This is a genomic window from Streptomyces montanus (assembly GCF_005786655.1).
GTDB lineage: Bacteria > Actinomycetota > Actinomycetes > Streptomycetales > Streptomycetaceae > Streptomyces > Streptomyces sporangiiformans.
Window position 1 is genome coordinate 13,378 of record NZ_VBZC01000082.1, and the last position, 22,804, is coordinate 36,181.

Below are 22,804 nucleotides of genomic sequence, written 5' to 3' on the forward strand. Positions count from 1 at the left end.
ACACAGGGAGGCAATCTCCCGTAATGAACGGACAACTCCGGATGTCCCGTTCTCGACGCGGAGGAAACGCGGCCGGACTCCGTCCGGACGGGCCTTCGAGTTCCCTGTGCCTCAGTAGTAGGCTCACGCCGTTTGCTGACGCACGTGTGTGCCCCCGGCGCCGGGGGCCGAGCTGGGGGAGGCCATGCGCTTTCGCGGGAAGTCCATCCGCCGGAAGATCGTGGCGCTACTCCTCGTGCCGCTGGTGTCCCTGACGGCGATCTGGGGCTTCGCCACCGTACTCACGGGCCGCGAGGCCAATCAGCTGTTCAACGTGACCTCCGTTGTACAGAAGGTCGGTTACCCCACCGGCGACGTCGTCCGCGTCCTGCAGGACGAACGCCGTCAGACCCTCGTCTACCTCGCGGACCCACGTGCCTCCGACGCCCTGGCCGATCTGCGCCGCACCCGGACCGCCACCAACGAAGCCATGGCGGAGGTCCGCAAGAACGCCAAGGACGGCGACCTGCGGGACGAGATGGGCCCTGACCTGGGGGAGCGCCTCACCGCGGTCCTGGACGCCTTCGACGGCATCGACTCGCTGCGCCAGAGCGTCGAGGACGGCACGGTCAGCCGCACCCAGGCGCTCGACCTCTACAACCGGCTGGTCGACCCTTGTTACGCCCTGATGGGCAACCTCCACGTCCTCGACGAGGTGGAGCTGGACAAGCAGGGCCGTGCCCTCGTCAATGTGTCGCGTGCCCGCGAGTTGCTCGCCCGCGAGGACGCCCTGCTCGGCTCCGCCCTGGTCGCCGGCCGGATCACCCGCGAGGAGGCCCGCGACGTGGCCGACCTCGTCGCCCAGCGCACCGTCATGTACGACATCAACCTGCCGCTGCTGCCCTCCTCGGAACGCGAACGCTTCGTGCGCTACTGGAAGAACGCGGACACCGCGCCGCTGCGCGTGGCGGAGCAGGCCGTCATCACCTCCACGCCCGGTGGCTCCCCGAGCGGAGTCACCGCGAAAAGCTGGGACAGCGCGGCAGGCCATGTCCTCGACGGGCTCGGCAAGCTCGACAACGAGGCGGACGACCGCTATCAGGACCGCGTCCAGCCCGTGGCGGTCGCCATCATCGTCAAGGCCGTCGTCGCCGGCGTGCTGGGACTCGCCGCACTGCTGATCTCGCTCTTCATGTCCGTACGCATCGGCCGCGGCCTCATCCGCGACCTGCGCGGGCTGCGTCTGGAGGCCCACGAGGCGTCCGGCGTACGCCTGCCCAGCGTCATGCGCCGGCTCTCCGCGGGTGAACAGGTCGACGTGGAGACCGAAGTGCCGCGCCTGGAGTACGACAAGAACGAGATCGGCGAGGTCGGTCAGGCACTCAACACCCTTCAGCGCGCCGCGGTCGAGGCGGCCGTCAAGCAGGCCGAACTGCGCGGTGGTGTCTCCGAGGTCTTCGTGAACCTCGCCCGACGCAGCCAGGTGCTGCTCCACAAGCAGCTCACCCTGCTCGACACCATGGAGCGCAGAACCGAGGACACCGACGAACTCGCCGACCTGTTCCGCCTCGACCACCTGACCACCCGCATGCGCCGCCACGCCGAGGGTCTGGTGATCCTCTCCGGAGCGGCCCCCTCCCGGCAGTGGCGCAAGCCCATCCAGCTGATGGACGTCGTCCGCGCCGCCGTCGCCGAGGTCGAGGACTACGAGCGCGTCGAGGTACGCCGGCTGCCGCGCATGGCCGTCACCGGCCCGGCCGTCGCCGACCTCACCCACCTCGTGGCCGAGCTCCTGGAGAACGCCACGGTGTTCTCGCCTCCGCACACCGCCGTCCAGGTGGTCGGCGAACGCGTCGCCAACGGGTTCACGCTGGAAATCCACGACCGCGGTCTGGGCATGGCCCCCGAGGCGCTCCTCGACGCCAACCTGCGGCTCGCCGAGACCTCGGAGTTCGAGCTGTCGGACACCGACCGACTCGGCCTCTTCGTGATCAGCCGCCTCGCCCAGCGGCAGAACGTACGCGTCTCCCTGCAGCCGTCCCCGTACGGCGGGACCACCGCCGTGGTCTTCATCCCCGATGCGCTGCTGACGGACGACGTGCCCGACACCAACGGCGTGGGCTTCCGCCTCGACCGCGCGCTTTCCCCGAAGAAGGACGACGAGAACCGTACGAACGCGCTCCCTCAAGCTCCCCACCAGCTCCCGGGGCTGCCGGCCTCCATCCTGGACGGGCCGGTCGAGCTGGAGGCTCCCGTCGACCTGGGTGCCCTCGGCGGCGCATTCCCGGGCGCCCTCGGCGACGAGGACAGCGAACGCGGCGGGATCTTCCGCTCGCGCCGCTCCATCGCCGGAGTCCCGATGCCGGGCGAGCAGCATCAGCAGGCACCCGAGGCCCCCAGCGAACCGGCCCGCCCGGGCGACGGCGATCACCCGGCCGACCCCGTGCCGCTCCCGCGCCGCAGGACACCCAAACTCGTGAGCTCCCACGGCCGCCCCGTGACCCAGACGAAGCAGCGGCGCGCGGAATCCTCCGAGCCCATGGAGGCCGAGAAGCCGATGGAATCGGCCGAAGGGGCGCCCGAGGGGGGCGAACGACCGGGCGTGCTCGAGGAGCTTCCAAAGCTGCCGAAGCGTTCGCGAGCGGCCCGACGGCTGCCCGCGCGCCGGGAAACGGCGGACTCGCCGACGGCGCACCGCGGCGAGGCGGATGGACGGCCCGACGGCGGCGCCGAACCGGCGGACCGTCGCGAGGAGCCCGGCAGGGCACCGCGGAACGGGACGGCCGAGTCCGGCGACGCCGCACGGCTCGACGCCGAACCGGCCCCCGGCGACACCGCCCCGCTCCTCCCCAGGCGCACACCGCCCGGCGGCACCGCTGCGGGCGACAGCCGCCCCGGCACCCCGGCCGGAGAGGGCGGCACCGCCCCACTGCCCCGCCGCGTACGCCAGGCCAGCCTGGCGCCACAGCTGAGGGACGGCCCCGACCGGCGCACCGATCGCGGCACAGCCGGCGCCGGGGACGGGAAGGAGCCTGAAGAGCGCGACGCCGACCAGGTACGCAGCCGCATGGCCTCGCTGCAGCGGGGCTGGCAGCGCGGCCGCGAGGAGAACGCCGCGGGCGACGAGGCCCAGGACGGCACAGCACAAGGAACGACAAAGGGGGACGGTCGATGACCGCACCGAAGGCCGCCGGCCATACCGCCAAGGCATCCGGCGAACTCAACTGGCTCCTCGACGACCTGGTGGATCGCGTCGCCAGCATCCACAAGGCGGTCGTGCTCTCCGGCGACGGTCTCGCCACGGGGGTCTCCAAGGACCTGACCAGGGAGGACGGCGAACACCTCGCTGCCGTCGCCTCCGGATTCCACAGCCTCGCCAAGGGCGTCGGCCGCCACTTCGAGGCGGGCAGCGTCCGGCAGACGATCGTCGAGCTCGATGACGCCTTCCTGTTCGTCACGGCCGCCGGCGACGGCAGCTGCCTCGCCGTCCTCGCGGCCGCCGACTCGGATGTCGGGCAGGTCGCGTACGAGATGACGTTGCTGGTCAAGAGGGTCGGCGTGCATCTGGCCTCCGCTCCGCGCACCGATCTGCCCTCGGGCGGGTAGTGGGATGGCATGAGCGGAGACGGTCAGGGGATGTCCCACTGGTTCGACGACGAGGCCGGACCGGTGGTCCGTCCGTATGCCATGACACGCGGCCGCACCACCAGTGCGGCCCAGCACCGCCTCGACCTGATCGCGGTGGTCGTGACGGAGCCGTACACCGACGACTCGGACGCGGACAACACGCTGTCCCCGGAGCACGTGGACATCGTCGAACTCTGCCGCGATGCCCCCCAGTCGGTCGCCGAACTCGCCGCCGAACTCAACCTCCCCATTGGGGTGGTACGCGTTCTCATAGGCGATCTCGTGGATGAGGAGATGGTCCATGTGAAGCGTCCGGTGCCCCCGGCCGAACTGCCGGACGAAAGCATTCTGCGCGACGTGATCAACGGCCTCCGGGCGCTGTGACCGGCTGGCCGAGCCGGACGATGGCCCCCCGACACGCTCCACGGTCCCGTATGCCGTACGGCCCCGTTGTACGTCCGTGCCGGGCAGTACCGCCCGCTCCGGGCGCCCTGGCCGGGGTCCGAGACTGCGCCGAGCAGCGGCGGCCGCCTTGATCGGCCGCCGAGGGGGCCGCCCCCGTTATGATCTGACCGATCGTCGACCGGCACCTCCGGCTGGCATGTCGGAGCAGCGCGACATCGGGGAGACAGACGTGACGGGCTGGCAGTTCTGGGTCGACCGCGGCGGCACCTTCACCGATGTCGTCGCGCAGCGGCCCGACGGACTGCTGCTCACCCGCAAACTCCTCTCGGACAACCCGGCCAGGTACGCCGACGCCGCCGTGGAGGGCATCCGCGAACTCCTCACCGAAGCCGGCGAGGCCCAGCCCGGACAAGACAGCGGCCTGCCGGTGGAATCCGTCCGCATGGGCACCACCGTCGCGACCAACGCCCTCCTGGAGCGCAAGGGCGAACGCACGCTTCTCGTCGTCACTCGCGGCTTTCGCGACGCGCTGCGCATCGCCTATCAGAATCGTCCACGGATCTTCGCCCGAGCGATCGAGTTGCCCGAGCTGCTCTACGAACGCGTCGTCGAGGTCGACGAGCGCATCGCCGCCGATGGCACCGTCCTGCGCGCCCCCGACCTGGACGCTCTCGCCGGGGCGCTCCAGGAGGCGTACGACGCCGGGATCCGCGCCGTCGCCGTCGTCTGCATGCACAGCCACCTGCATCCCGCCCATGAGCAGGCCATCGGCGACCTGGCCCGCCGCACCGGCTTCCCGCAGATCTCGCTCTCCAGTGAGGTCAGCCCGCTGATGAAGCTCGTCCCGCGCGGTGACACGGCCGTTGTCGACGCCTATCTGTCGCCTGTGCTGCGGCGCTATGTCCAGCATGTCGCGGACGAACTCCAGGGCGTGCGGCTGATGTTCATGCAGTCCAACGGAGGACTCGCCGAGGCAGGGCAGTTCCGCGGCAAGGACGCCATCCTGTCCGGGCCCGCGGGCGGCATCGTCGGCATGGCGCGCATGTCGCAGCTCGCGGGCTTCGACCGCGTCATCGGCTTCGACATGGGCGGCACGTCCACGGACGTCTCCCACTTCGCGGGCGAGTACGAACGTGTCTTCACCACGCAGATCGCCGGGGTGCGGCTGCGCGCACCCATGCTGGACATCCACACGGTGGCCGCGGGCGGCGGCTCCGTGCTCCACTTCGACGGCTCCCGCTACCGCGTAGGGCCGGACTCGGCGGGCGCGGACCCGGGGCCCGCCTGCTACCGGAACGGCGGCCCGCTCACCGTCACCGACGCCAATGTCGCCCTCGGCCGTATCCAGCCCGCCCACTTCCCCAGGGTGTTCGGTCCCGACGGCGAGCAGCCGCTCGACGACGCTCTCGTCCGCGACCGCTTCGCCGCCCTCGCGCGCGAGATCCGCGACCGTACCGGCGACGACCGCACCCCCGAGCAGGTCGCCGAGGGCTACCTCCAGATCGCCGTGGCCAACATCGCCAACGCCGTGAAGCGCATCTCCGTGCAGAAGGGGCACGACGTCACCCGGTACGCCCTGACCACGTTCGGCGGCGCGGGCGGGCAGCACGCGTGCATGGTCGCCGACTCGCTCGGCATCCGCACGGTCCTCGTGCCGCCCATGGCCGGTGTGCTCTCCGCGCTCGGTATCGGACTCGCCGACACGACGGCCATGCGCGAGCAGTCCGTCGAGGCGCCCCTGAAGGCGTCCTCGATGCCCGGTGTCCTGAAGACCGCGGACGACCTGGAGGGCGCGGCCCGCGCCGAACTCCTCTCCGAGAACGTCCCCGAGGAGCGTATCCAGGTCACCCGCCGGGCCCAGCTGCGCTATGACGGCACGGACACGGCACTCGTCGTCGAGCTGACCGAGCCCGACACCATGACGCGCACCTTCGAAGACCGCCATCGCGCCACCTACTCCTTCGCCCTCGACCGTCCGGTCGTCGTCGAAGCCCTCTCCGTGGAAGCCACCGGTCTCACCGAACCCCCCGATCTCTCCGCCCTCGCCGTCCCCGACACCACCCCCGGCGCCCCGGAGACGGTCAGTCTCCACACAGGTGGTGCCTGGCGTGACGTACGCCTGCACCGCCGCGAGGAGCTGCCCCCGGGGGAAACCGTCACCGGTCCCGCGATCATCACCGAGGCCAGTGCGACCACCGTCGTCGACGACGGCTGGCAGGCGGCCATGACCGACGACGGGCATCTGGTCATGGAACGCGTGGCGGTCACGGAGAGTTCCGATGTCGGCACGGAAGCCGACCCCGTTCTCCTCGAGGTCTTCAACAACCTCTTCATGTCCATCGCCGAGCAGATGGGCGCCCGTCTGGAGTCCACCGCCCAGTCGGTCAACATCAAGGAGCGTCTGGACTTCTCCTGCGCGCTCTTCGACCCCGAAGGCAACCTGGTAGCCAACGCCCCGCATATCCCGGTGCACTTGGGGTCGATGGGCACCAGCGTCAAGGAGGTCATCCGCCGGCGCGGCTCCGGGATGCGCCCCGGGGACGCGTACGCGGTCAACGATCCGTACCACGGCGGCACGCACCTCCCCGACGTCACCGTGATCACCCCGGTGTTCGACACGGAGGGTGACCGCATCCTGTTCTACGTGGCCTCACGCGGCCACCACGCCGAGATCGGCGGCATCGCTCCGGGGTCCATGCCTGCCAACAGCCGTGCCATCGAGGAGGAGGGCATCCTCTTCGACAACTGGCTGCTCGTGGAGGGCGGCCGCCTGCGCGAGGCCGAGACGCGACGGCTCCTCACCGAGGCGCCCTACCCCTCGCGCAACCCGAAGACCAACCTCGCCGACCTGCGCGCCCAGATCGCCGCCAACCAGAAGGGCGTCGACGAGGTGGCCCGCATGATCGAGAATTTCGGCCTCGACGTCGTCCAGGCGTACATGAGGCACGTCCAGGACAACGCGGAGGAAGCCGTACGCCGCGTCATCGACGCCCTCGAAGACGGCGAGTTCGGCTACGAGACCGACTCCGGCGCGGTCATCCGCGTCCGCGTGCGCGTGGACCGCGAGAAACGGTCCGCCGTCATCGACTTCACCGGTACGTCGCCGCAGCTCGACACCAACTTCAACGCACCCTTCTCGGTGGTCAACGCCGCCGTCCTGTATGTCTTCCGCACCTTGGTCGCCGACGACATCCCGCTCAACGACGGCTGTCTGCGCCCCCTCGAGATCGTCGTGCCAGCCGGCTCGATGCTCGCACCCGAGCCCCCGGCCGCGGTCGTCGCCGGCAATGTCGAGACCTCCCAGGCGATCACCGGTGCCCTCTACGGAGCTCTCGGAGTGCAGGCCGAGGGCTCCGGCACCATGAACAACGTCACCTTCGGCAACGAGCGGTACCAGTACTACGAGACCGTGGCCTCAGGGTCCGGCGCGGGCGACGGCTTCCCCGGCGCCTCCGTCGTCCAGACCCATATGACCAACTCGCGGCTCACGGACCCCGAGGTCCTGGAGTGGCGACTGCCCGTCCGGCTCGACGAGTTCGCCGTACGACGCGGCAGCGGCGGCGCCGGACGGTGGCGCGGCGGGGACGGCGCCGTACGCCGCATCCGCTTCCACGAGCCCATGACCGTCTCCACGCTCTCCCAGCACCGCAGGGTCCAGCCCTACGGCATGGCGGGCGGCGAACCCGGGGCACTGGGCGCCAACCGTGTGGAGCGCGCGGACGGCACGGTCACCGAACTCGGCGGAAGCGACGCGGCGGACGTCGGCCCCGGCGACGTACTGGTCATCGAAACCCCCGGCGGTGGTGGATACGGTCCACCACCGCACGACACAACTGAAGCAACGGAAGCAGGAGAAAAGACCGATGATCCTCGGGCGTTCTGAACGCGGCAAGGCCCCCGTCGAGCCCGTCACGCTCAAGATCCTCGTGGCGGGCGGCTTCGGCGTGGGCAAGACGACGATGGTGGGCGCGGTCAGTGAGATCAAGCCACTGCGCACCGAGGAACGGCTCACCGAGGCGGGCCGCCCCGTCGACGACACCAGCGGCGTGGAGGGCAAGCACACCACCACGGTCGCCATGGACTTCGGCCGCATCACCCTTCGCGAGGACCTTGTTCTGTACGTTTTCGGTACGCCCGGTCAGGACCGCTTCTGGTTCCTGTGGGACGAGCTCGCCACCGGCGCGCTGGGCGCCGTCGTACTCGCCGACACCCGCCGCCTGGAGGACTGCTTCCCCGCGGTCGACTACTTCGAGCGGCGCTCCATACCCTTCGTGGTGGGCGTCAACTGCTTCGAGGACGCCGCCCGTTATCCCGTCGAAGACGTCCGTCAGGCCCTCGACCTCGACCCCGAAGTACCCCTCGTGCTGTGTGACGCGCGCGAACGCGAATCGGTCAAGGAGGTCCTCATCGGCGTCGTCAAGCACGCCATGGCGTACGCGGCCACGCGCCGTCAGACGGTCACCACCTGAAACACCCGGCCCGCACCCCCGCCGACCGGGGTACGGGCCGTACGTGCCCTGGAGCGCAGTTTTACGACCGCACTCTCCCTCGGAGCGCTACGCGTCGTCCTCCTGCCAGCCCAGGCTCTTCTCCACCGCCTTGCGCCAGTTGTGGTACTCACGGTCGCGAACCGACGCCTCCATGGACGGCGTCCACTCGACGTCCTTCTGCCAGTGCGACTTCAGCTCGTCGAGATCGTTCCACACGCCGGTCGCGAGGCCGGCCGCGTACGCGGCGCCCAGACAGGTCGTCTCGGAGACCTTCGGACGGATCACCGGCACATCGAGCACATCCGCCTGGTGCTGCATCAGGAGGTTGTTCTTGGTCATGCCGCCGTCCACCTTCAGGGTCGTGATCCGCACCCCGGAGTCCTGGAACATGGCGTCCACGACCTCACGCGTCTGCCAGCTCGTCGCCTCCAGTACCGCACGGGCGAGGTGGGCCTTCGTGACGTACCGCGTGAGACCGGTGACGACACCGCGCGCGTCGGAGCGCCAGTAGGGCGCGAACAGCCCGGAAAAGGCAGGCACGATGTACGCGCCGCCGTTGTCGTCCACGGTCGCCGCCAGCGTCTCGATCTCGTCGGCCGTACGGATGATGCCGAGCTGGTCACGGAACCACTGCACCAAGGCGCCGGTAATCGCGATCGACCCTTCGAGGCAGTACACCGGCGCCTCGGAGCCGATCTTGTAGCCCATGGTGGTGAGCAGCCCGCTCTTCGAAGCGACGGGCCGGTTCCCGGTGTTGAGCAGCAGGAAGCTGCCCGTGCCGTAGGTGTTCTTGGCCGCGCCCACGTCGTAGCAGGCCTGACCGAACACCGCCGCGTGCTGGTCGCCGAGTGCGGAGGCGACCGGCACGCCGGCTAGCTGCCCCACGGCGGTCCCGTACACCTCGGACGAGGACTTGATCTCCGGGAGGACCGCTTCGGGAACGTTCATCGCGGAGAGGATCGAGGCGTCCCACTGAAGGGTCTCGAGGTTCATCAGCATGGTGCGCCCGGCGTTGGTCACGTCGGTGATGTGCTGACCGCCGTCCGTGCCGCCGGTGAGGTTCCAGATCAGCCAGGAGTCGATCGTGCCGAAGGCGATCTCGCCGCGCTCCGCGCGGGCCCGCAGCCCTGGCACGTTGTCCAGCAGCCAGGCCGCCTTCGGACCGGAGAAGTAGCTGGCCAGCGGCAGGCCGGTCTGCTCACGGAAACGGTCCTGCCCGTCCGAGCCGCCGAGTTGGTTGCAGAGCGCGGAGGTACGGGTGTCCTGCCAGACGATCGCGTTGTGCACGGGCTTGCCGGTGGCGCGGTCCCACAGGACCGTCGTCTCCCGTTGGTTGGTGATCCCCAGCGCGCTGACCTGGTCGGCGCGGAGCCCGGCTTTCGCGATCGCCCCCGCGACCACGGCCTGCACCTTTGACCAGATCTCGGTGGCGTCGTGCTCCACCCAGCCCGGCTTGGGAAAGATCTGGCGGTGCTCCCGCTGGTCGACGGCGACGATCGCACCGTCCTGATCGAAGATGATGCAGCGGCTTGAGGTGGTTCCTTGGTCGATTGCGGCGACGTATTTCTCGGCGTTGTCCGTCATGACGTCCCCTTCGTCGGATCCTTCAGAAGGCTGCGTTGAAGATGAGCCCCGCCAGCGCACCGCCGATCAGCGGTCCCACCACCGGGATCCAGGCGTAACTCCAGTCCGAGGTTCCCTTGTTGGGGATCGGGAGCAGGGCGTGGACGATGCGTGGGCCCAGGTCGCGGGCCGGGTTGATGGCGTATCCCGTGGGACCGCCGAGGGACAGGCCGATGCCCACGACCAGGAAGGAGACGATCAGAATCGCCGTGCCGGACTCGCCGAGACCCTTGGTGAGGCCGAAGGCAAGGATCGGCAGGACCAGAGCGACGGTGGCGATGATCTCCGTGATGAGGTTCGCCACGGGATTGCGGATCGTGGGCGAGGTGGAGAAGATCCCGAGCGTGGGGAGCGCCTTGTCCTCCTCGGCGTTGGCCTGGAACTGTGCGAGGTAGACCAGCCAGCACAGGACCGCGCCGAGGGCGGCGCCGATCATCTGCCCGGCTATGTAGACGGGGACCTTGTCCCAGTCCCCGGTGTCGATGGCGATACCGATGGTCACCGCCGGGTTGAGGTGCCCGCCGGACAGCGGCGCCGCGGTGTACGCCCCGGCCATCACACCGAAGCCCCAGCCGAACGCGATGACGACCCAGCCGGCGTCCTTCGCCTTGGAGTAGTTGAGTACGACGGCGGCGACCACCCCGGCGCCGAAGAGAATCAGGATCGCTGTGCCGATGACCTCACCGACGAATATGTCTCCATTGCTCATGGCGGCTCCTAGGCCCTCGCCCGGGGCTGTCCGCCCCGGGCCACCGTGCAGGTGCGTTTCCCATGGCTACTTCAGCCGAAGGCAGGAGGTCCCGTGCCCCGCCCGGCGTCCGTGACGAGCGTGCCGTCGCAGCCGACTCGCCCGTGGGAATGGCCCGTTGGCGCAGGCGAGGCCCGCGCGGCGCAGTGCCTGAATACGCCGGAATGCGGCGAGGCCGACTGACATCCGGAAGTGTTCACCGGGGGTCAAGGGCCGTCAAGGTCGCGTGCGGAAACGGTTCAGGACCGTACGGAAGCCTTCCGCAGTTGCCACGGTGCGGGACACACGGGTGTCACCGGACCGCCACCACGGACGACCCGTGCCCGAACAACCCCTGGTTCGCGGTGATTCCCACCCGTGCTCCCGCCACCTGCCGGTCACCCGCCGTACCGCGCAACTGCCAGGTGAGCTCGCAGACTTGGGCGATGGCCTGGGCCGGAACGGCCTCTCCGAAGGAAGCGAGTCCGCCGCTGGCATTCACGGGTATGCGCCCGCCCGGCCCTGTCACCCCCTCGCGCAGGAGCTTGGCCGCCTCGCCCTCGCCGCACAGTCCCAGATCCTCGTACCACTGCAACTCCAGGGCCGTGGACAGGTCGTAGACCTCGGCGAGCGAGAGGTCCTCGGGGCCGATGCCCGCCTCCTCGTACGCCGCCCGGGCGATCGAGGCGCGGAACGTCTCGGCCGCCGGCTCCACCGCGACCGCGGAGTCCGTCGCGATGTCCGGCAGATCGAGAACCGTGTTGGGGAAACGCGGTGTCACCGTGGACACCGCGCGGATCCGCACCGGATTCCCGGCCCCATGGCGCCGCGCGAACTCCATGCTGGACAGCACGAGCGCCGCCGCGCCGTCCGAGGTCGCGCAGATGTCGAGCAGCCGCAGCGGATCGGCGACCACCGCCGAGGCGGCGACTTCCTCGGCGGTGACCCGCTTGCGGTACCGCGCGTTCGGATTGAGCGCCCCCAGGGCGGCGTTCTTCACCTTGACCTGGGCGAAGTCCTCCACCGTGTCCCCGTGCACGGCCATCCGCCGCCGCGCGTACAGCCCGAAGTACGCCGGATTCGTCGCCCCCAGGACGCGGAACCGCAGCCAGTCCGGATCGTCGGCCCGGTCACCGCCCGCCGGCCGGAAGAACCCCTTGGGAGCCGCGTCCGCACCCACCACGAGGACCACGTCCGCGATACCGGAAAGAATCTGCGCCCGCGCGGTGTTGACGGCCTGGGCCCCCGAGGCACACGCCGCGTACACACTGGCCACCCGCGCGCCCTGCCAGCCCAGCGCCTTCGCGAACGTCGCCCCGGCAACGTACCCCGGATAGCCGCCACGGACCGTGTCCGCGCCGACGATCGAACCGACGTCCCGCCAGTCGACACCGGCGTCGGCCAGCGCCGCGCGCGCCGCCACCGTCCCGTACTCGACGAAACCGCGCCCCCACTTGCCCCAGGGATGCATGCCCGCGCCGAGCACCGCCACCTCTCCTGTCACGCCGTCACCCCCGTCGGCCGCCAGTGCCACGTCGTCCAGGTCGTCTCCGCGTCCTCGTTCAGCACGCCCGGGACGACCTCCACCTCCATGCCCACCGTCAGATCGGCGACGGTGACCCCGGGAACCGTCTGCCCGAGTACCACGATCCGCTCGGATTCCAGCTCCACAGCGATCAACGTGTACGGCTGCCATTCGAGTTCCGGGTCGGACACGTACGGTGACGGTGGCCGGTACCGGCTGTCGGTGTACGACCAGACGCGGCCCCGCCGGGACAGCGGGACCTCGGCCAGCTCGCCGCCCGGGCAACCCGGATTGCGGCAGAAGGCGTCCTCACGGGGGAAGAACACCGTCGCGCAGGCCGAGCAGCGCGTGCCGAGCAGCCGGAAGGCGTCTCCCTCGCCGGTGAACCAGCCGGTGACCACGGGTGTGCGGGTGTGTGACAAGGTCCCTCCCTCGCACTGCATCTGACGGTTCGTCAGAAGTGTGCCATGGGCCGGTTCGATTGGGCAGTGCGTCAGGAGAACCGCTGAGGTCCTCCTGAGCGTCCGGAGTATCGGTAGGGACGGCCGGGGCCCACGGGGGTGGTTCCGGCCGTCCCTCACCTGATCGGCCCCGACGCTGGCGGCGGCCTGCTGCCGGGCCGCGGACGGTGCTCGCCCGCTTCCTTCAGGGGACCCGGCCTGATAGACGCAAGGGGCATGAGACGACTCCCCATCGCGGTACGCGGCCTCGTCACCGCGCTCGCCGCCCTGCTCGCCGTCACCGCCGCCTCCGCCACCGCCCGTGCGAAGCCGCAACCCAAGGCGCCCGAGGGCTTCGTGGCCCTTCGAACCGTAGACCGGACGATCATCCAGGAGATCCGGTACTTCACCCCGCACAACTTCGTGGGCGAGCGCATCGACGGCTACCGACAGCCCCTCTGCATCCTCACCAAACCCGCCGCACAAGCACTCCACAAGGCTCAGGTGAAGCTGCTGCGCCGGGGCTACTCCCTCAAGGTGTACGACTGCTACCGACCGCAGCGCGCCGTGGACCACTTCGTCCGATGGGCCGAGGACCTGGACGACGAGGACATGAAGGGCGAGTTCTACCCGCGGGTCGACAAGACCCGGCTGTTCGAGGACGGTTACATCGCCGAGAAGTCCGGCCACAGCCGCGGCTCGACCATGGACCTCACACTCGTGCGGCTCCCGGCGAAACCGACCCGGCCGTACGTCCCCGGGGACACCCTCGTGCCCTGCTACGCACCCCAGACCGAACGTTTTCCCGACAACTCCGTGGACATGGGCACCGGCTACGACTGCTTCGACACCCTGTCGCACACCCTCGACCCGCGCGTCCAGGGGCAACAGCGCGCCAACCGGCTGCTGCTGAAGGACACCCTCGAAGACCTCGGGTTCGTGAACCTGCCCGAGGAGTGGTGGCACTTCACCTACAAGCCGGAGCTCTACCCGGACACCTACTTCGACTTCCCGGTGTCCAGGAAGTCCCTCACCTCGTCCCACTGAGGCGGCCCCCGGAGATGCCCGTGTGGTGATCGGATAAGGTCCGCGGCGTGTCCCCATCCCAGAATCCGTCCTCCGACTCCGTGCCGGACTCCCACTGTTCGAGCTGCGGGGTGCCCTACGGAGAGGGCGTCTCCGGCTGGCCCCGCACCTGTGCCGCCTGTGGCAGCGTGGCCTACCGCAACCCACTCCCGGTCGCGGTGGCCCTGCAGCCCGTGTACGACACCCGGGGCACCGCTCTGGTCGTCATCACCCGAACCATCGCCCCCGCGCGCGGGGGCACGGCTCTGCCCGGAGGGTTCATCGACCAGCGGGAGGACTGGCGGCACGCCGTCGTCCGCGAGCTCAAGGAGGAAACGGGCATCGACGCCGCGAGCCGCGACGTACGGCTCGCCGACGCGATGAGCGCCCCCGACGGCCACCTCCTGCTCTTCGGCCTCCTCCCGGAACGCCCGGCCGCCGACCTGCCGCCGTCCGCCACGACGGACGAGACCGAGGGCTGGCATCTGCTCCGAACGGCGACGGAGCTCGCCTTCCCGCTGCACACCTCGGCCGCGCGCGCGTTCTTCGAGGGCCGGTACATCTGAGAGACACCGGGAGGCCCAGGGGACCTTACCGGCGGGTCACAGCGCCCTCAGCTCTCACAGCGACCCCAGCCCCCGGACCCGTACGGGACGGGACGGCTCGCTCAGGCCGTCCCGCCCGTCGAGCTCGACGACCACCCGCCTCCCTTTCCAACGCGTCACATACCGCTCGATCTCCGGCTCGTCGCATCCGTCAGCCGCGTCCGGCACCACGAGGCCGCCTCCGGCGCCTCCGCGCGCGGGCGCCCACACCTCCAGCTCCAGGCCGCCGTCGTCGCCGCGCACGGGGACGACGGCGCCCGCCCGCGCCAGCACCGGAATCCTGGACAGGGGAGCGTCGAGCAGCACCTGGGCAGGCCCCTCGTACGCCTGCTCGGTCACCGTGTCGTACCAGCGCCCCCGAGGCAGTTGCACGGCGCGCCGGCCCGTGCCGGGATCCAGCACAGGTGCCACCAGCAAAGCGTCGCCGAGCAGGAAAGCGTCCTCGCAGTCGCGCAGCGCCCTGTCCTCGGGCGCACCCCACCACACCGGCCGCACATAGGGCGCCCCCGTACGATGCGCCAGCTGCGCCAGCGTCACGAAGTACGGCAGCAGCCGGCGCCGCTCGACGAGAGCCACGCGCGCGTGCTCGAGGACCTCGGCGCCGAACTCCCAGGGCTCCCGGCGACCGGCCCGCAGGGACGCGTGGGTACGGAACAGCGGCAGACAGGAGCCGAGTTGGAACCAGCGCAGATACAGCTCGGGTGACGGGCTGCCGTCGAATCCGCCCACATCCGGGCCCGAGTACGGCACTCCGCACAGCCCGAGCCCCACCACCAGCGACAGCGACGCCCGCAGCCCCGGCCACCCCGTGGCCACGTCACCGGACCAGGTCCCCCCGTAGCGCTGCATACCTGCCCAGCCGGAGCGCGAGAAGATGAACGGCCTCTCCCGCGGCGTCAGTTCACGCAGCCCCTCGTAGCCGGCCCGTGCCATACCGAGGGCGTACACGTTGTGCGCCTCACGGTGGTCGCCGCCACGTCCGTCCATGTCGTGCCGCGCCGATCGGGGCAGCGTGGACTCCCCGAAGGCCGTGAACGACACCGGCTCGTTCATGTCGTGCCAGAAACCGGCGAACCCCTTCGCGAGCCGCTCCTCGTAGAGCTCGCCCCACCAACGGCGCACACGCGCGCGTGTGAAGTCCGGATACACCGCCTCGCCCGGCCAGACGACGCCGCGCACAAGCCTCCCCGCGGAGTCCCGCACGAACGCGTCCTCCACCGTCCCGCTGTCGTACACCGCGTTTCCCGGCTCGGCCTTGACCGCCGGATCCACGATCGACACCAGCCGGATCCCGTCCCGACGCAACTCCTCGGCGAGCACCGGCAGTTTCGGGAAGTGCTCCCCGTCGACCGTGAACACCTGATGCGCGTCGTAGTGGTCGATGTCGAGATGGACCGCGTCCAGCGGCAGCCCGTGCTCGTGATAGCCGAGGACGATCCGCCGTACCTCCTGGTCGCTGCCGAAACCCCACCGCGCGTGATGGTGTCCCAGCGCCCACGCCGGCGGCAGCGCGGGCGCACCGGTGAGCGACGCCCAGGTGTGCAGCACGCGCGCGGGGGTGCCCACCATCACCCAGCAGCGCAGCGGCCCACCGTCCATTCGCACTTCGCTCGTCCCGGCCCGGTCGTGCCCCGACCCCGCCCCCTCCTCGCCCTCGCGCAAGGTCACCCTGCCGTCCCACGTACTGTCGTGGAACACGAGATGCGTGCCCGCGTCCGCCACCACCATCTGGACCGGCATGGTGATGTACAGCGGGTCGTCGCCGGGGCCGAAGGCGTGCCCCGGATCGGTGTTCCACAGCCGGTACGTGCCGTCGCGGAGCCGTGGCCCCGACGCGCGCCCGCCCAGACCGAAGAACCGCGCGTCCGCGGAGACCTCGGCTCGCTGCACCCAGCGAGCGGCGCCCCCGCCGACCGGCTCCCACCACCGCGGCGGCAGATCATGACGCAGCGTCACCCCACCCGGCGTACACACCTCCACGGCGCCGTGCCGCGAGACGACGACCGTCACACGCTCCGCCACCACCCGCCAGGCACCGTCCTTGTCCGGCTCCAGAACGGCCCGCGGATCCGGCTCGGGGGAGCTTCCCGCGAGCGCGTACGACGGCTCGGGCCCGGCGCCGTCCCAGCCCCAGAAGACGGCTCCGCTCACGGTGACGACAACGCGCAGCTCCGATCGGGCGAATCTGATGAGTCCGCCGCCGGGAGCCGGTTCCACGTCCCGCACGGGCCCGGGAACACGCGCTCGCTCGGCACCTCGTGGCGTGAGCCCAGCGGCGTCGGCACGCCTCCTGCGCCACGCCGCCCGCACGGTACGCCACCCCTGGGCCGCCCCCGCCGAACCAACCGCCTTCACCGAACGCACCAGGTCACGACCGTCCATGCTGCTCAGCCTGCCATTGACCGCCTCGTATCGGTGAGTCGTTCAACTAGCGTTCACCCGCAGTAGGACCACATCTTCACGACCCGGCCCACGTGCGGCGCACTCTGGTGCGGAAGTCGATCACGTGGCATCGTCCGTGTCAGCCGCGTGACGCGCACACCCCAGCCCGTGCGCGACACACGCACACGACGCGCACAGTCCGGGAGCCGCCCCCATGTCCTCAGCGAACCCCTCACCGCTCTGGCAGCCTGCCCCAGAACGCATCGCCCAGGCGCAGATGACCCGGTTCCAGACCTGGGCGGCCGAGCACCACGGCGCCCCCGCGGAGGGCGGATACGCGGCCCTGCACCGCTGGTCCGTGGAAGAGCTGGACACCTTCTGGCAGGCCGTCACCGAGTGGTTCGACGTACGGTTCTCCACGCCCTACGCGCGCGTGCTCGGCGACCGTTCGATGCCGGGCGCCCAGTGGTTCCCCGGGGCCACGCTCAACTACGCCGAACACGCCCTGCGCGCGACCGAGACCCGACCCGACGCACCCGCACTCCTGTACGTGGACGAGACCCACGAACCGCGCCCCGTCAGCTGGTCCGAGCTGCGCCGTCAGGTCGGCTCCCTGGCCGCCGAACTGCGCACCCTCGGCGTACGCCCCGGAGACCGCGTCAGCGGCTACCTCCCGAACGTGCCGCAGGCCGTCGTCGCCCTCCTCGCCACCGCGGCCGTGGGCGGCGTCTGGACGTCCTGCGCGCCCGACTTCGGCGCCCGCAGCGTCCTCGACCGCTTCCAGCAGGTCGAACCGGTCGTGCTGTTCACCGTCGACGGCTACCGCTACGGCGGAAAAGAGCACGACCGCCGTGACACCGTCGCCGAGCTGCGCCGTGAACTGCCCACGCTGCGGGCCGTGGTCCACGTCCCGCTGCTGGGTACCGAAGCCCCCGAAGGCGCCCTGGAGTGGTCCGCGCTGACCTCCGCGGACACGGAGCCCGTCTTCGAAGAGGTCCCCTTCGACCATCCCTTGTGGGTGCTCTACTCCTCCGGCACGACCGGCCTGCCCAAGGCCATCGTCCAGTCCCAGGGCGGCATCCTCGTCGAGCATCTCAAGCAGCTCGGCCTGCACTGCGACCTGGGGCCCGAAGACCGCTTCTTCTGGTACACGTCCACCGGCTGGATGATGTGGAACTTCCTCGTCTCCGGGCTGCTGACCGGCACCACGATCGTTCTGTACGACGGCAGCCCCGGCCACCCGGACACGGGCGCCCAGTGGCGCATCGCCGAACGCACGGGGGCCACCCTCTTCGGCACCTCCGCCGCGTACGTCATGGCCTGCCGCAAGGCCGGCGTGCATCCCTCCCGCGACTTCGACCTCTCGCGCGTGCAGTGCGTCGCCACCACCGGCTCGCCCCTGCCGCCGGACGGGTTCCGCTGGCTGCACGACGAGTTCGCGGCGAGCGGGGCCGACCTGTGGATCGCGTCCGTCAGCGGCGGCACCGACGTGTGCTCCTGTTTCGCGGGAGCCGTACCGACACTCCCGGTGTACATCGGCGAACTCCAGGCCCCTTGTCTCGGCACCGACCTCCAGTCCTGGGACCCGAGCGGCAAACCCCTGACCGACGAGGTCGGCGAGCTGGTCGTCACGAATCCGATGCCCTCCATGCCCATCCACTTCTGGAACGATCCCGACGGCAGCCGCTACCACGACAGTTACTTCGACATGTACCCCGGAGTCTGGCGCCACGGAGACTGGATCACCGTCACCTCACGCGGCTCGGTGGTCATCCACGGCCGCTCCGACTCCACGCTCAACCGCCAGGGCGTGCGCATGGGGTCGGCCGACATCTACGAGGCCGTCGAACGCCTCCCGGAGATCCGCGAGTCCCTCGTCATCGGCATCGAACAGCCCGACGGCGGCTACTGGATGCCCTTGTTCGTGCACCTCGCCCCGGGCGCCGTGCTTGACGACGCCCTCCGGGCCCGGATCAAGCAGACCATCCGGGAACAGCTCTCACCACGGCACGTCCCCGACGAAGTCATCGAGGTGCCCGGCGTCCCGCACACCCTGACCGGCAAGCGCATCGAGGTCCCGGTCAAGCGCCTGCTCCAAGGCGCCCCGCTGGAAAAGGCCGTCAACCTCGGCTCCGTGGACAGCGTCGAACTGCTGCGCTTCTACGAGAACCTGGCCCGCGAGCGGGCCTGATCAGCCGCCGCCCGCGAGGCCCCAGCGGCTTCCAGCCGAGCGACGTGCGCCGGCGCACCGGCTCCACGGGCATTGTCAGTGCCGCCGGTTACGGTGAGTGAGCATTGATCGACTGCACGCAGGGGGAGAAATGGCGCACACCCAGCACCAGACCATGCGACGCGTCCTGCGCCGCGAAATCGCCGGCACCATCGGCCTGTTGACCGACGAGCAGGACTTCACCGAGATGCGGCGCTACCGCACGTTCACCTTCGACGACCACGCCGGCTATCTCCAGCAGGTGGAAGCCCTGCTCAGGACACGCGCGGCCGAGGGCGGCCACACCACGGTGGCACTCTTCGACCCCGAGGAGTACGCGGAGTTCTGCGCCGACACCGGCCTGGACCCGGACGCCGCCTCCAGCCGCACCCGCTTCACGGCAGAGCTCGCCGGGACGGCCGCCACCGTGCCGTACGAGGGGCAGCCCCTCTCGGACCTTGTCCCGCGCCTCGTCGACGAGGCCGTCCGACAAGCCACTTGGGAGTACGCGACCACACTCCTGACCCACATCGGCAACTGCGCGTCCTGCGGCGAGGACATCGGCCGGGCGGCCTTCGCGCGTGCCTCTGACCTGCTCGCCCGCATCATCGACGCCACGGGGCCCGGAGAGCGCCACCTCGTGTGCAGCGTCTCCGCCGCGCCGGAAACTCTCGTTGCCGTCCTCCGGGCCGACGACGACGTCCATGGCACGCCCCGACTCGACGAGACGGACGCCCTCGAATTCACCACTGTCCTGGCCGTCGGCATCGCCACCCAGAGCGCCGGAGGCCTCGTCATGCGCACCCGCCTGCGCGACACGAGCCTCCCCGATACGACCGACCGTGTCTTCGGCTGGCGCCTGCGCGGAGAAGGCCTGGAACCGCTGACCGCCGGAGAGGTCTTCGACGCCTACTGCACCGACATCGAGTCCGGCGACCTGATCTCCCCGGAGTCCGGCGTCGACTACTGCACACCACCCGACCTGGGGGACGACGGCCGTACGACGGGGCACACGCACTGAACCACGCGAGGGGCGCCCCACCCGGAGGTGGAGCGCCCCTCGACGACAGCCGATCAACGACGCGGGCCGGCTACTCGCCGGACAGCACCGCCTGAGCCGCGTTGCGCGCGTCCTCGGCACTGTCCGAGGCACGCGCCGCCGCCGCGGCACGCTCGCACTGCGCCAGCGTGTACTTGGCCAGCGTCGCCCGGACGTACGGAATCGACGCCGCGCCCATGGAAAGGGAGGTGACGCCCAGACCGGTCAGCACGCACGCGAGCAGCGGGTCCGACGCGGCCTCGCCGCACACACCACAGCTCTTCCCCTCGGCCTTGGCCGCCTCGGCGGACAGCGCGACCAGGTCGAGCAGCGCGGGCTGCCACGGATCCTGGAGCCGGGACACCGCGCCCACCTGACGGTCGGCGGCGAAGGTGTACTGCGCGAGATCGTTCGTGCCCAGCGACAGGAACTCGACCTCCTGCAGAATCGACCGTGCCCGCAGAGCGGCCGACGGTATCTCGACCATGGCCCCGAACTTCGCCTGGAGGCCGGCCTCACGGCACGCGTCCGCGAACGCCTTGGCGTCAGCCCGGTCCGCGACCATCGGCGCCATCACCTCGAGGTAGACGGGCAGCCCCTCGGAAGCCTTCGCCAGCGCCGACAACTGCGTGCGCAGCACCTCCGGGTGATCGAGCAGCGTCCGCAGGCCACGCACACCCAGCGCCGGGTTCGGCTCGTCGGCCGGCGTCAGGAAGTCGAGCGGTTTGTCGGCGCCCGCATCAAGCACACGCACCACGACACGACCTTCAGGGAAGGCCTCGAGCACCTGGCGATACGCGTCGACCTGCTTCTCCTCCGACGGCGCGTTCTTGCTGTCGTCGAGGAAAAGGAACTCCGTACGGAACAGGCCCACACCCTCGGCACCGGCCTCGACCGCCGCAGGCACATCGGCGGGACCACCGACATTGGCCAGCAGCGGGACCTTGTGCCCGTCCGAGGTGGCGCCGGGCCCGGTCGACGCGGCCAGCGCCGCCTTGCGCGCAGCGGCCGCGGCCTCCATCTCGGCCTTCTTCGCCGCACTCGGGTTCACGAAGATCTCGCCGGTGCTGCCGTCCACGGCGATCACCGTGCCTTCGGCAAGCTCACCCGCTCCCGGCAGCGCGACCACGGCCGGAACGCCGAGCGCCCGCGCCAGAATCGCGCTGTGGCTGGTCGGCCCTCCCTCTTCGGTGACGAAACCAAGGACCAGAGCCGGGTCCAGCAGAGCGGTGTCGGCAGGCGCAAGGTCACGAGCAATAAGGACATAGGGCTCATCGCTGTCCGGAACACCCGGCATCGGAACACCGAGCAGACGCGCGACGATACGGTTCCGCACGTCGTCGAGGTCCGCCACACGACCGGCGAGATACTCACCGGCCCCCGCAAGCAGCGCGCGGTACGCCGCGAACGCGTCGTACACCGCGCGCTCCGCGGTGCTCCCGACCGCGATACGCCGCTCGACATCGGCGATGAGCTCCGGATCCTGAGCCATCATGGCCTGGGCCTCGAGCACCGCCTGAGCCTCGCCGCCCGCCAGATTGCCGCGCGCCATCAGGTCGGCCGCGACAGCTTCCACGGCCTTGCGAGCGCGCCCCTGTTCGCGCTCCGCGTCCTCCGCCGGAATCTGTTTGGCAGGCGGCTCGAGCACTGCCGTTCCCATATGCCGAACCTCGCCGATCGCCACACCGTGGCTCACGCCGACGCCTCGCAGCGTTGTTTCCATGTCACCTGTCTCCGATAGAGCGGCGGGTCCCGCCACCGCGATGGTCGTCCTGCCTGTCATCCATGACGGCACTGGAGTCAGTGCCAGCTGAAGAGAGCGTCGCCAGCCTTCACGTCGCCGTCAACGTTCAGGTCGGAGAGGGACTCGGCCGTGGCCTCTAGAGCCACGATGGGACACACCGGGGACTTGCCGGCCGCTTCGACCGCGACCGGGTTCCAACGCACCACGGCCTGCCCGCGCTGCACGGTGTCGCCCTTGCTGACGAGCAGCTCGAAGCCCTCGCCATTCAGCTGAACAGTGTCGATCCCGAGATGGGTGAGCACGCCATGGCCCTCCTCGTCGACCACGACGAAGGCGTGAGGGTGGAGCGAGACAACAACGCCGTCGACCGGGGACACGGCCTCAGAGGCCTCACGTACGGGGTCGATCGCGGTGCCCGGTCCCACCATCGCTCCGGAGAAGACCGGATCGGGTACGGCCGCGAGTCCGATGGCGCGTCCGGCAAGAGGTGACGTCACGGTGGTCATGGGAAGCCTCCCAGGGGTGGAGATTCATATGGGCCGTCGGTGCTTGTCCTGGACGGCACACCGTTGAGCAGGGTAAGTCATGAAAAGTGCCGGTTCCGCGCGAGAGTTCCCGGTTGGCGACCGTAGAGCACAGCACAAACGATTTGCGCCTGCTCCGCCCCTCCATGTAGGGTCGTACACCTGCTTGAGGCGGGGTGACGCGACCAAGCGTCCTTGCCTGGCAGCACCCAACTTGTCGGATCCTATCTCGGGACCGGATTCTGCGTGCCCGCAGGACGGTGGTCAGAGAGACAGGAAAACCCTGATAGAGTTGAGAAACACCGAAGGGAAGCGCCCGGAGGAAAGCCCGTGAGGGTGAGTACGAAGGAAGCGTCCGTTCCTTGAGAACTCAACAGCGTGCCAAAAATCAACGCCAGATATGTTGATACCCCGTCTCCG

16 protein-coding genes are annotated in these 22,804 nt (G+C 70.1%); 9 read left to right on the forward strand and 7 right to left on the reverse strand.

Annotated elements, in window-relative coordinates; genetic code table 11:
* The first annotated feature begins 184 nt into the window (after positions 1-184).
* The 5 genes from FE633_RS42190 (at position 185) to FE633_RS42210 (ending at position 8,480) form a co-directional block, all read left to right on the forward strand.
* Positions 185-3,154 (forward strand): sensor histidine kinase, encoded by a 2,970-nt coding sequence (locus FE633_RS42190; RefSeq protein ID WP_138050469.1) that lies wholly within the window; start codon positions 185-187, stop codon positions 3,152-3,154.
* Entirely contained in the window at positions 3,151-3,585 is a 435-nt protein-coding gene (locus FE633_RS42195) for a roadblock/LC7 domain-containing protein (RefSeq protein ID WP_138050470.1), read from the forward strand. Before FE633_RS42190 ends, FE633_RS42195 begins: the two co-directional genes overlap by 4 nt.
* Positions 3,586-3,594: 9 nt before the next feature.
* The gene (locus tag FE633_RS42200) at positions 3,595-3,990 is read left to right on the forward strand and encodes a DUF742 domain-containing protein (RefSeq protein WP_119099084.1); all 396 of its coding nucleotides are present in this window, start codon (positions 3,595-3,597) and stop codon (positions 3,988-3,990) included.
* Between the two features lie 250 nt (positions 3,991-4,240).
* Entirely contained in the window at positions 4,241-7,894 is a 3,654-nt protein-coding gene (locus tag FE633_RS42205; protein WP_138050483.1) for a hydantoinase B/oxoprolinase family protein, read from the forward strand.
* Entirely contained in the window at positions 7,875-8,480 is a 606-nt protein-coding gene (locus FE633_RS42210) for a GTP-binding protein (protein WP_138050471.1), read from the forward strand. The genes FE633_RS42205 and FE633_RS42210 overlap by 20 nt, the downstream gene beginning before the upstream one ends.
* A gap of 87 nt (positions 8,481-8,567) precedes the next feature.
* On the opposite strand, the gene glpK is transcribed toward FE633_RS42210, so the two are convergent.
* From glpK to FE633_RS42230, 4 genes are all read right to left on the reverse strand, one after another.
* Positions 8,568-10,085, reverse strand: coding sequence for a glycerol kinase GlpK (gene glpK / locus FE633_RS42215; RefSeq protein WP_138050472.1), 1,518 nt, complete (start codon positions 10,083-10,085; stop codon positions 8,568-8,570).
* Between the two features lie 22 nt (positions 10,086-10,107).
* Entirely contained in the window at positions 10,108-10,833 is a 726-nt protein-coding gene (locus FE633_RS42220; protein ID WP_138050473.1) for an MIP/aquaporin family protein, read from the reverse strand.
* A gap of 331 nt (positions 10,834-11,164) precedes the next feature.
* On the reverse strand, positions 11,165-12,355 hold the full coding sequence (locus FE633_RS42225; RefSeq protein WP_138050474.1) for a lipid-transfer protein: 1,191 nt from the start codon (positions 12,353-12,355) through the stop codon (positions 11,165-11,167).
* On the reverse strand, positions 12,352-12,777 hold the full coding sequence (locus FE633_RS42230; protein WP_138050484.1) for a Zn-ribbon domain-containing OB-fold protein: 426 nt from the start codon (positions 12,775-12,777) through the stop codon (positions 12,352-12,354). The genes FE633_RS42225 and FE633_RS42230 overlap by 4 nt, the downstream gene beginning before the upstream one ends.
* A gap of 276 nt (positions 12,778-13,053) precedes the next feature.
* Here FE633_RS42230 and FE633_RS42235 point away from each other — a divergent pair, with 276 nt between their 5' ends.
* Both FE633_RS42235 and FE633_RS42240 read left to right on the forward strand, forming a co-directional pair.
* Positions 13,054-13,863, forward strand: a complete 810-nt coding sequence (locus FE633_RS42235) for a M15 family metallopeptidase (protein ID WP_138050475.1) — start codon at positions 13,054-13,056, stop codon at positions 13,861-13,863.
* Between the two features lie 47 nt (positions 13,864-13,910).
* Positions 13,911-14,447 (forward strand): NUDIX domain-containing protein, encoded by a 537-nt coding sequence (locus tag FE633_RS42240; RefSeq protein WP_138050476.1) that lies wholly within the window; start codon positions 13,911-13,913, stop codon positions 14,445-14,447.
* Positions 14,448-14,501: 54 nt separating this feature from the next.
* Here FE633_RS42240 and FE633_RS42245 read toward each other — a convergent pair whose 3' ends face one another.
* Complete coding sequence (locus FE633_RS42245; RefSeq protein ID WP_138050477.1) at positions 14,502-16,868, reverse strand: glycoside hydrolase family 31 protein; 2,367 nt, start codon at positions 16,866-16,868, stop codon at positions 14,502-14,504.
* 214 nt (positions 16,869-17,082) lie between these two features.
* Between FE633_RS42245 and FE633_RS42250 the strand changes: the two genes are divergently transcribed.
* Together FE633_RS42250 and FE633_RS42255 are read left to right on the forward strand one after the other, a co-directional pair.
* Entirely contained in the window at positions 17,083-19,059 is a 1,977-nt protein-coding gene (locus tag FE633_RS42250; RefSeq protein ID WP_138050478.1) for an acetoacetate--CoA ligase, read from the forward strand.
* 130 nt (positions 19,060-19,189) lie between these two features.
* Positions 19,190-20,098 (forward strand): hypothetical protein, encoded by a 909-nt coding sequence (locus FE633_RS42255; protein WP_138050479.1) that lies wholly within the window; start codon positions 19,190-19,192, stop codon positions 20,096-20,098.
* A gap of 70 nt (positions 20,099-20,168) precedes the next feature.
* Here the strand turns inward: FE633_RS42255 and ptsP are convergent, their stop codons facing one another.
* The gene (ptsP, locus tag FE633_RS42260; RefSeq protein ID WP_138050480.1) at positions 20,169-21,839 is read right to left on the reverse strand and encodes a phosphoenolpyruvate--protein phosphotransferase; all 1,671 of its coding nucleotides are present in this window, start codon (positions 21,837-21,839) and stop codon (positions 20,169-20,171) included.
* A gap of 77 nt (positions 21,840-21,916) precedes the next feature.
* The gene (locus tag FE633_RS42265) at positions 21,917-22,366 is read right to left on the reverse strand and encodes a PTS sugar transporter subunit IIA (protein ID WP_138050481.1); all 450 of its coding nucleotides are present in this window, start codon (positions 22,364-22,366) and stop codon (positions 21,917-21,919) included.
* Between the last annotated feature and the right edge of the window lie 438 nt (positions 22,367-22,804).

Coding starts and splice junctions, on each gene's coding strand:
- FE633_RS42235 (WP_138050475.1), top strand. CDS start 13,054: ATGAGACGACTCCCCATCGCGGTACGCGGCCTCGTCACCGCGCTCGCC.
- glpK (WP_138050472.1), bottom strand. CDS start 10,085: ATGACGGACAACGCCGAGAAATACGTCGCCGCAATCGACCAAGGAACC.
- FE633_RS42190 (WP_138050469.1), top strand. CDS start 185: ATGCGCTTTCGCGGGAAGTCCATCCGCCGGAAGATCGTGGCGCTACTC.
- FE633_RS42255 (WP_138050479.1), top strand. CDS start 19,190: ATGGCGCACACCCAGCACCAGACCATGCGACGCGTCCTGCGCCGCGAA.
- ptsP (WP_138050480.1), bottom strand. CDS start 21,839: ATGGAAACAACGCTGCGAGGCGTCGGCGTGAGCCACGGTGTGGCGATC.
- FE633_RS42265 (WP_138050481.1), bottom strand. CDS start 22,366: ATGACCACCGTGACGTCACCTCTTGCCGGACGCGCCATCGGACTCGCG.
- FE633_RS42200 (WP_119099084.1), top strand. CDS start 3,595: ATGAGCGGAGACGGTCAGGGGATGTCCCACTGGTTCGACGACGAGGCC.
- FE633_RS42220 (WP_138050473.1), bottom strand. CDS start 10,833: ATGAGCAATGGAGACATATTCGTCGGTGAGGTCATCGGCACAGCGATC.
- FE633_RS42245 (WP_138050477.1), bottom strand. CDS start 16,868: ATGGACGGTCGTGACCTGGTGCGTTCGGTGAAGGCGGTTGGTTCGGCG.
- FE633_RS42195 (WP_138050470.1), top strand. CDS start 3,151: ATGACCGCACCGAAGGCCGCCGGCCATACCGCCAAGGCATCCGGCGAA.
- FE633_RS42250 (WP_138050478.1), top strand. CDS start 17,083: ATGTCCTCAGCGAACCCCTCACCGCTCTGGCAGCCTGCCCCAGAACGC.
- FE633_RS42210 (WP_138050471.1), top strand. CDS start 7,875: ATGATCCTCGGGCGTTCTGAACGCGGCAAGGCCCCCGTCGAGCCCGTC.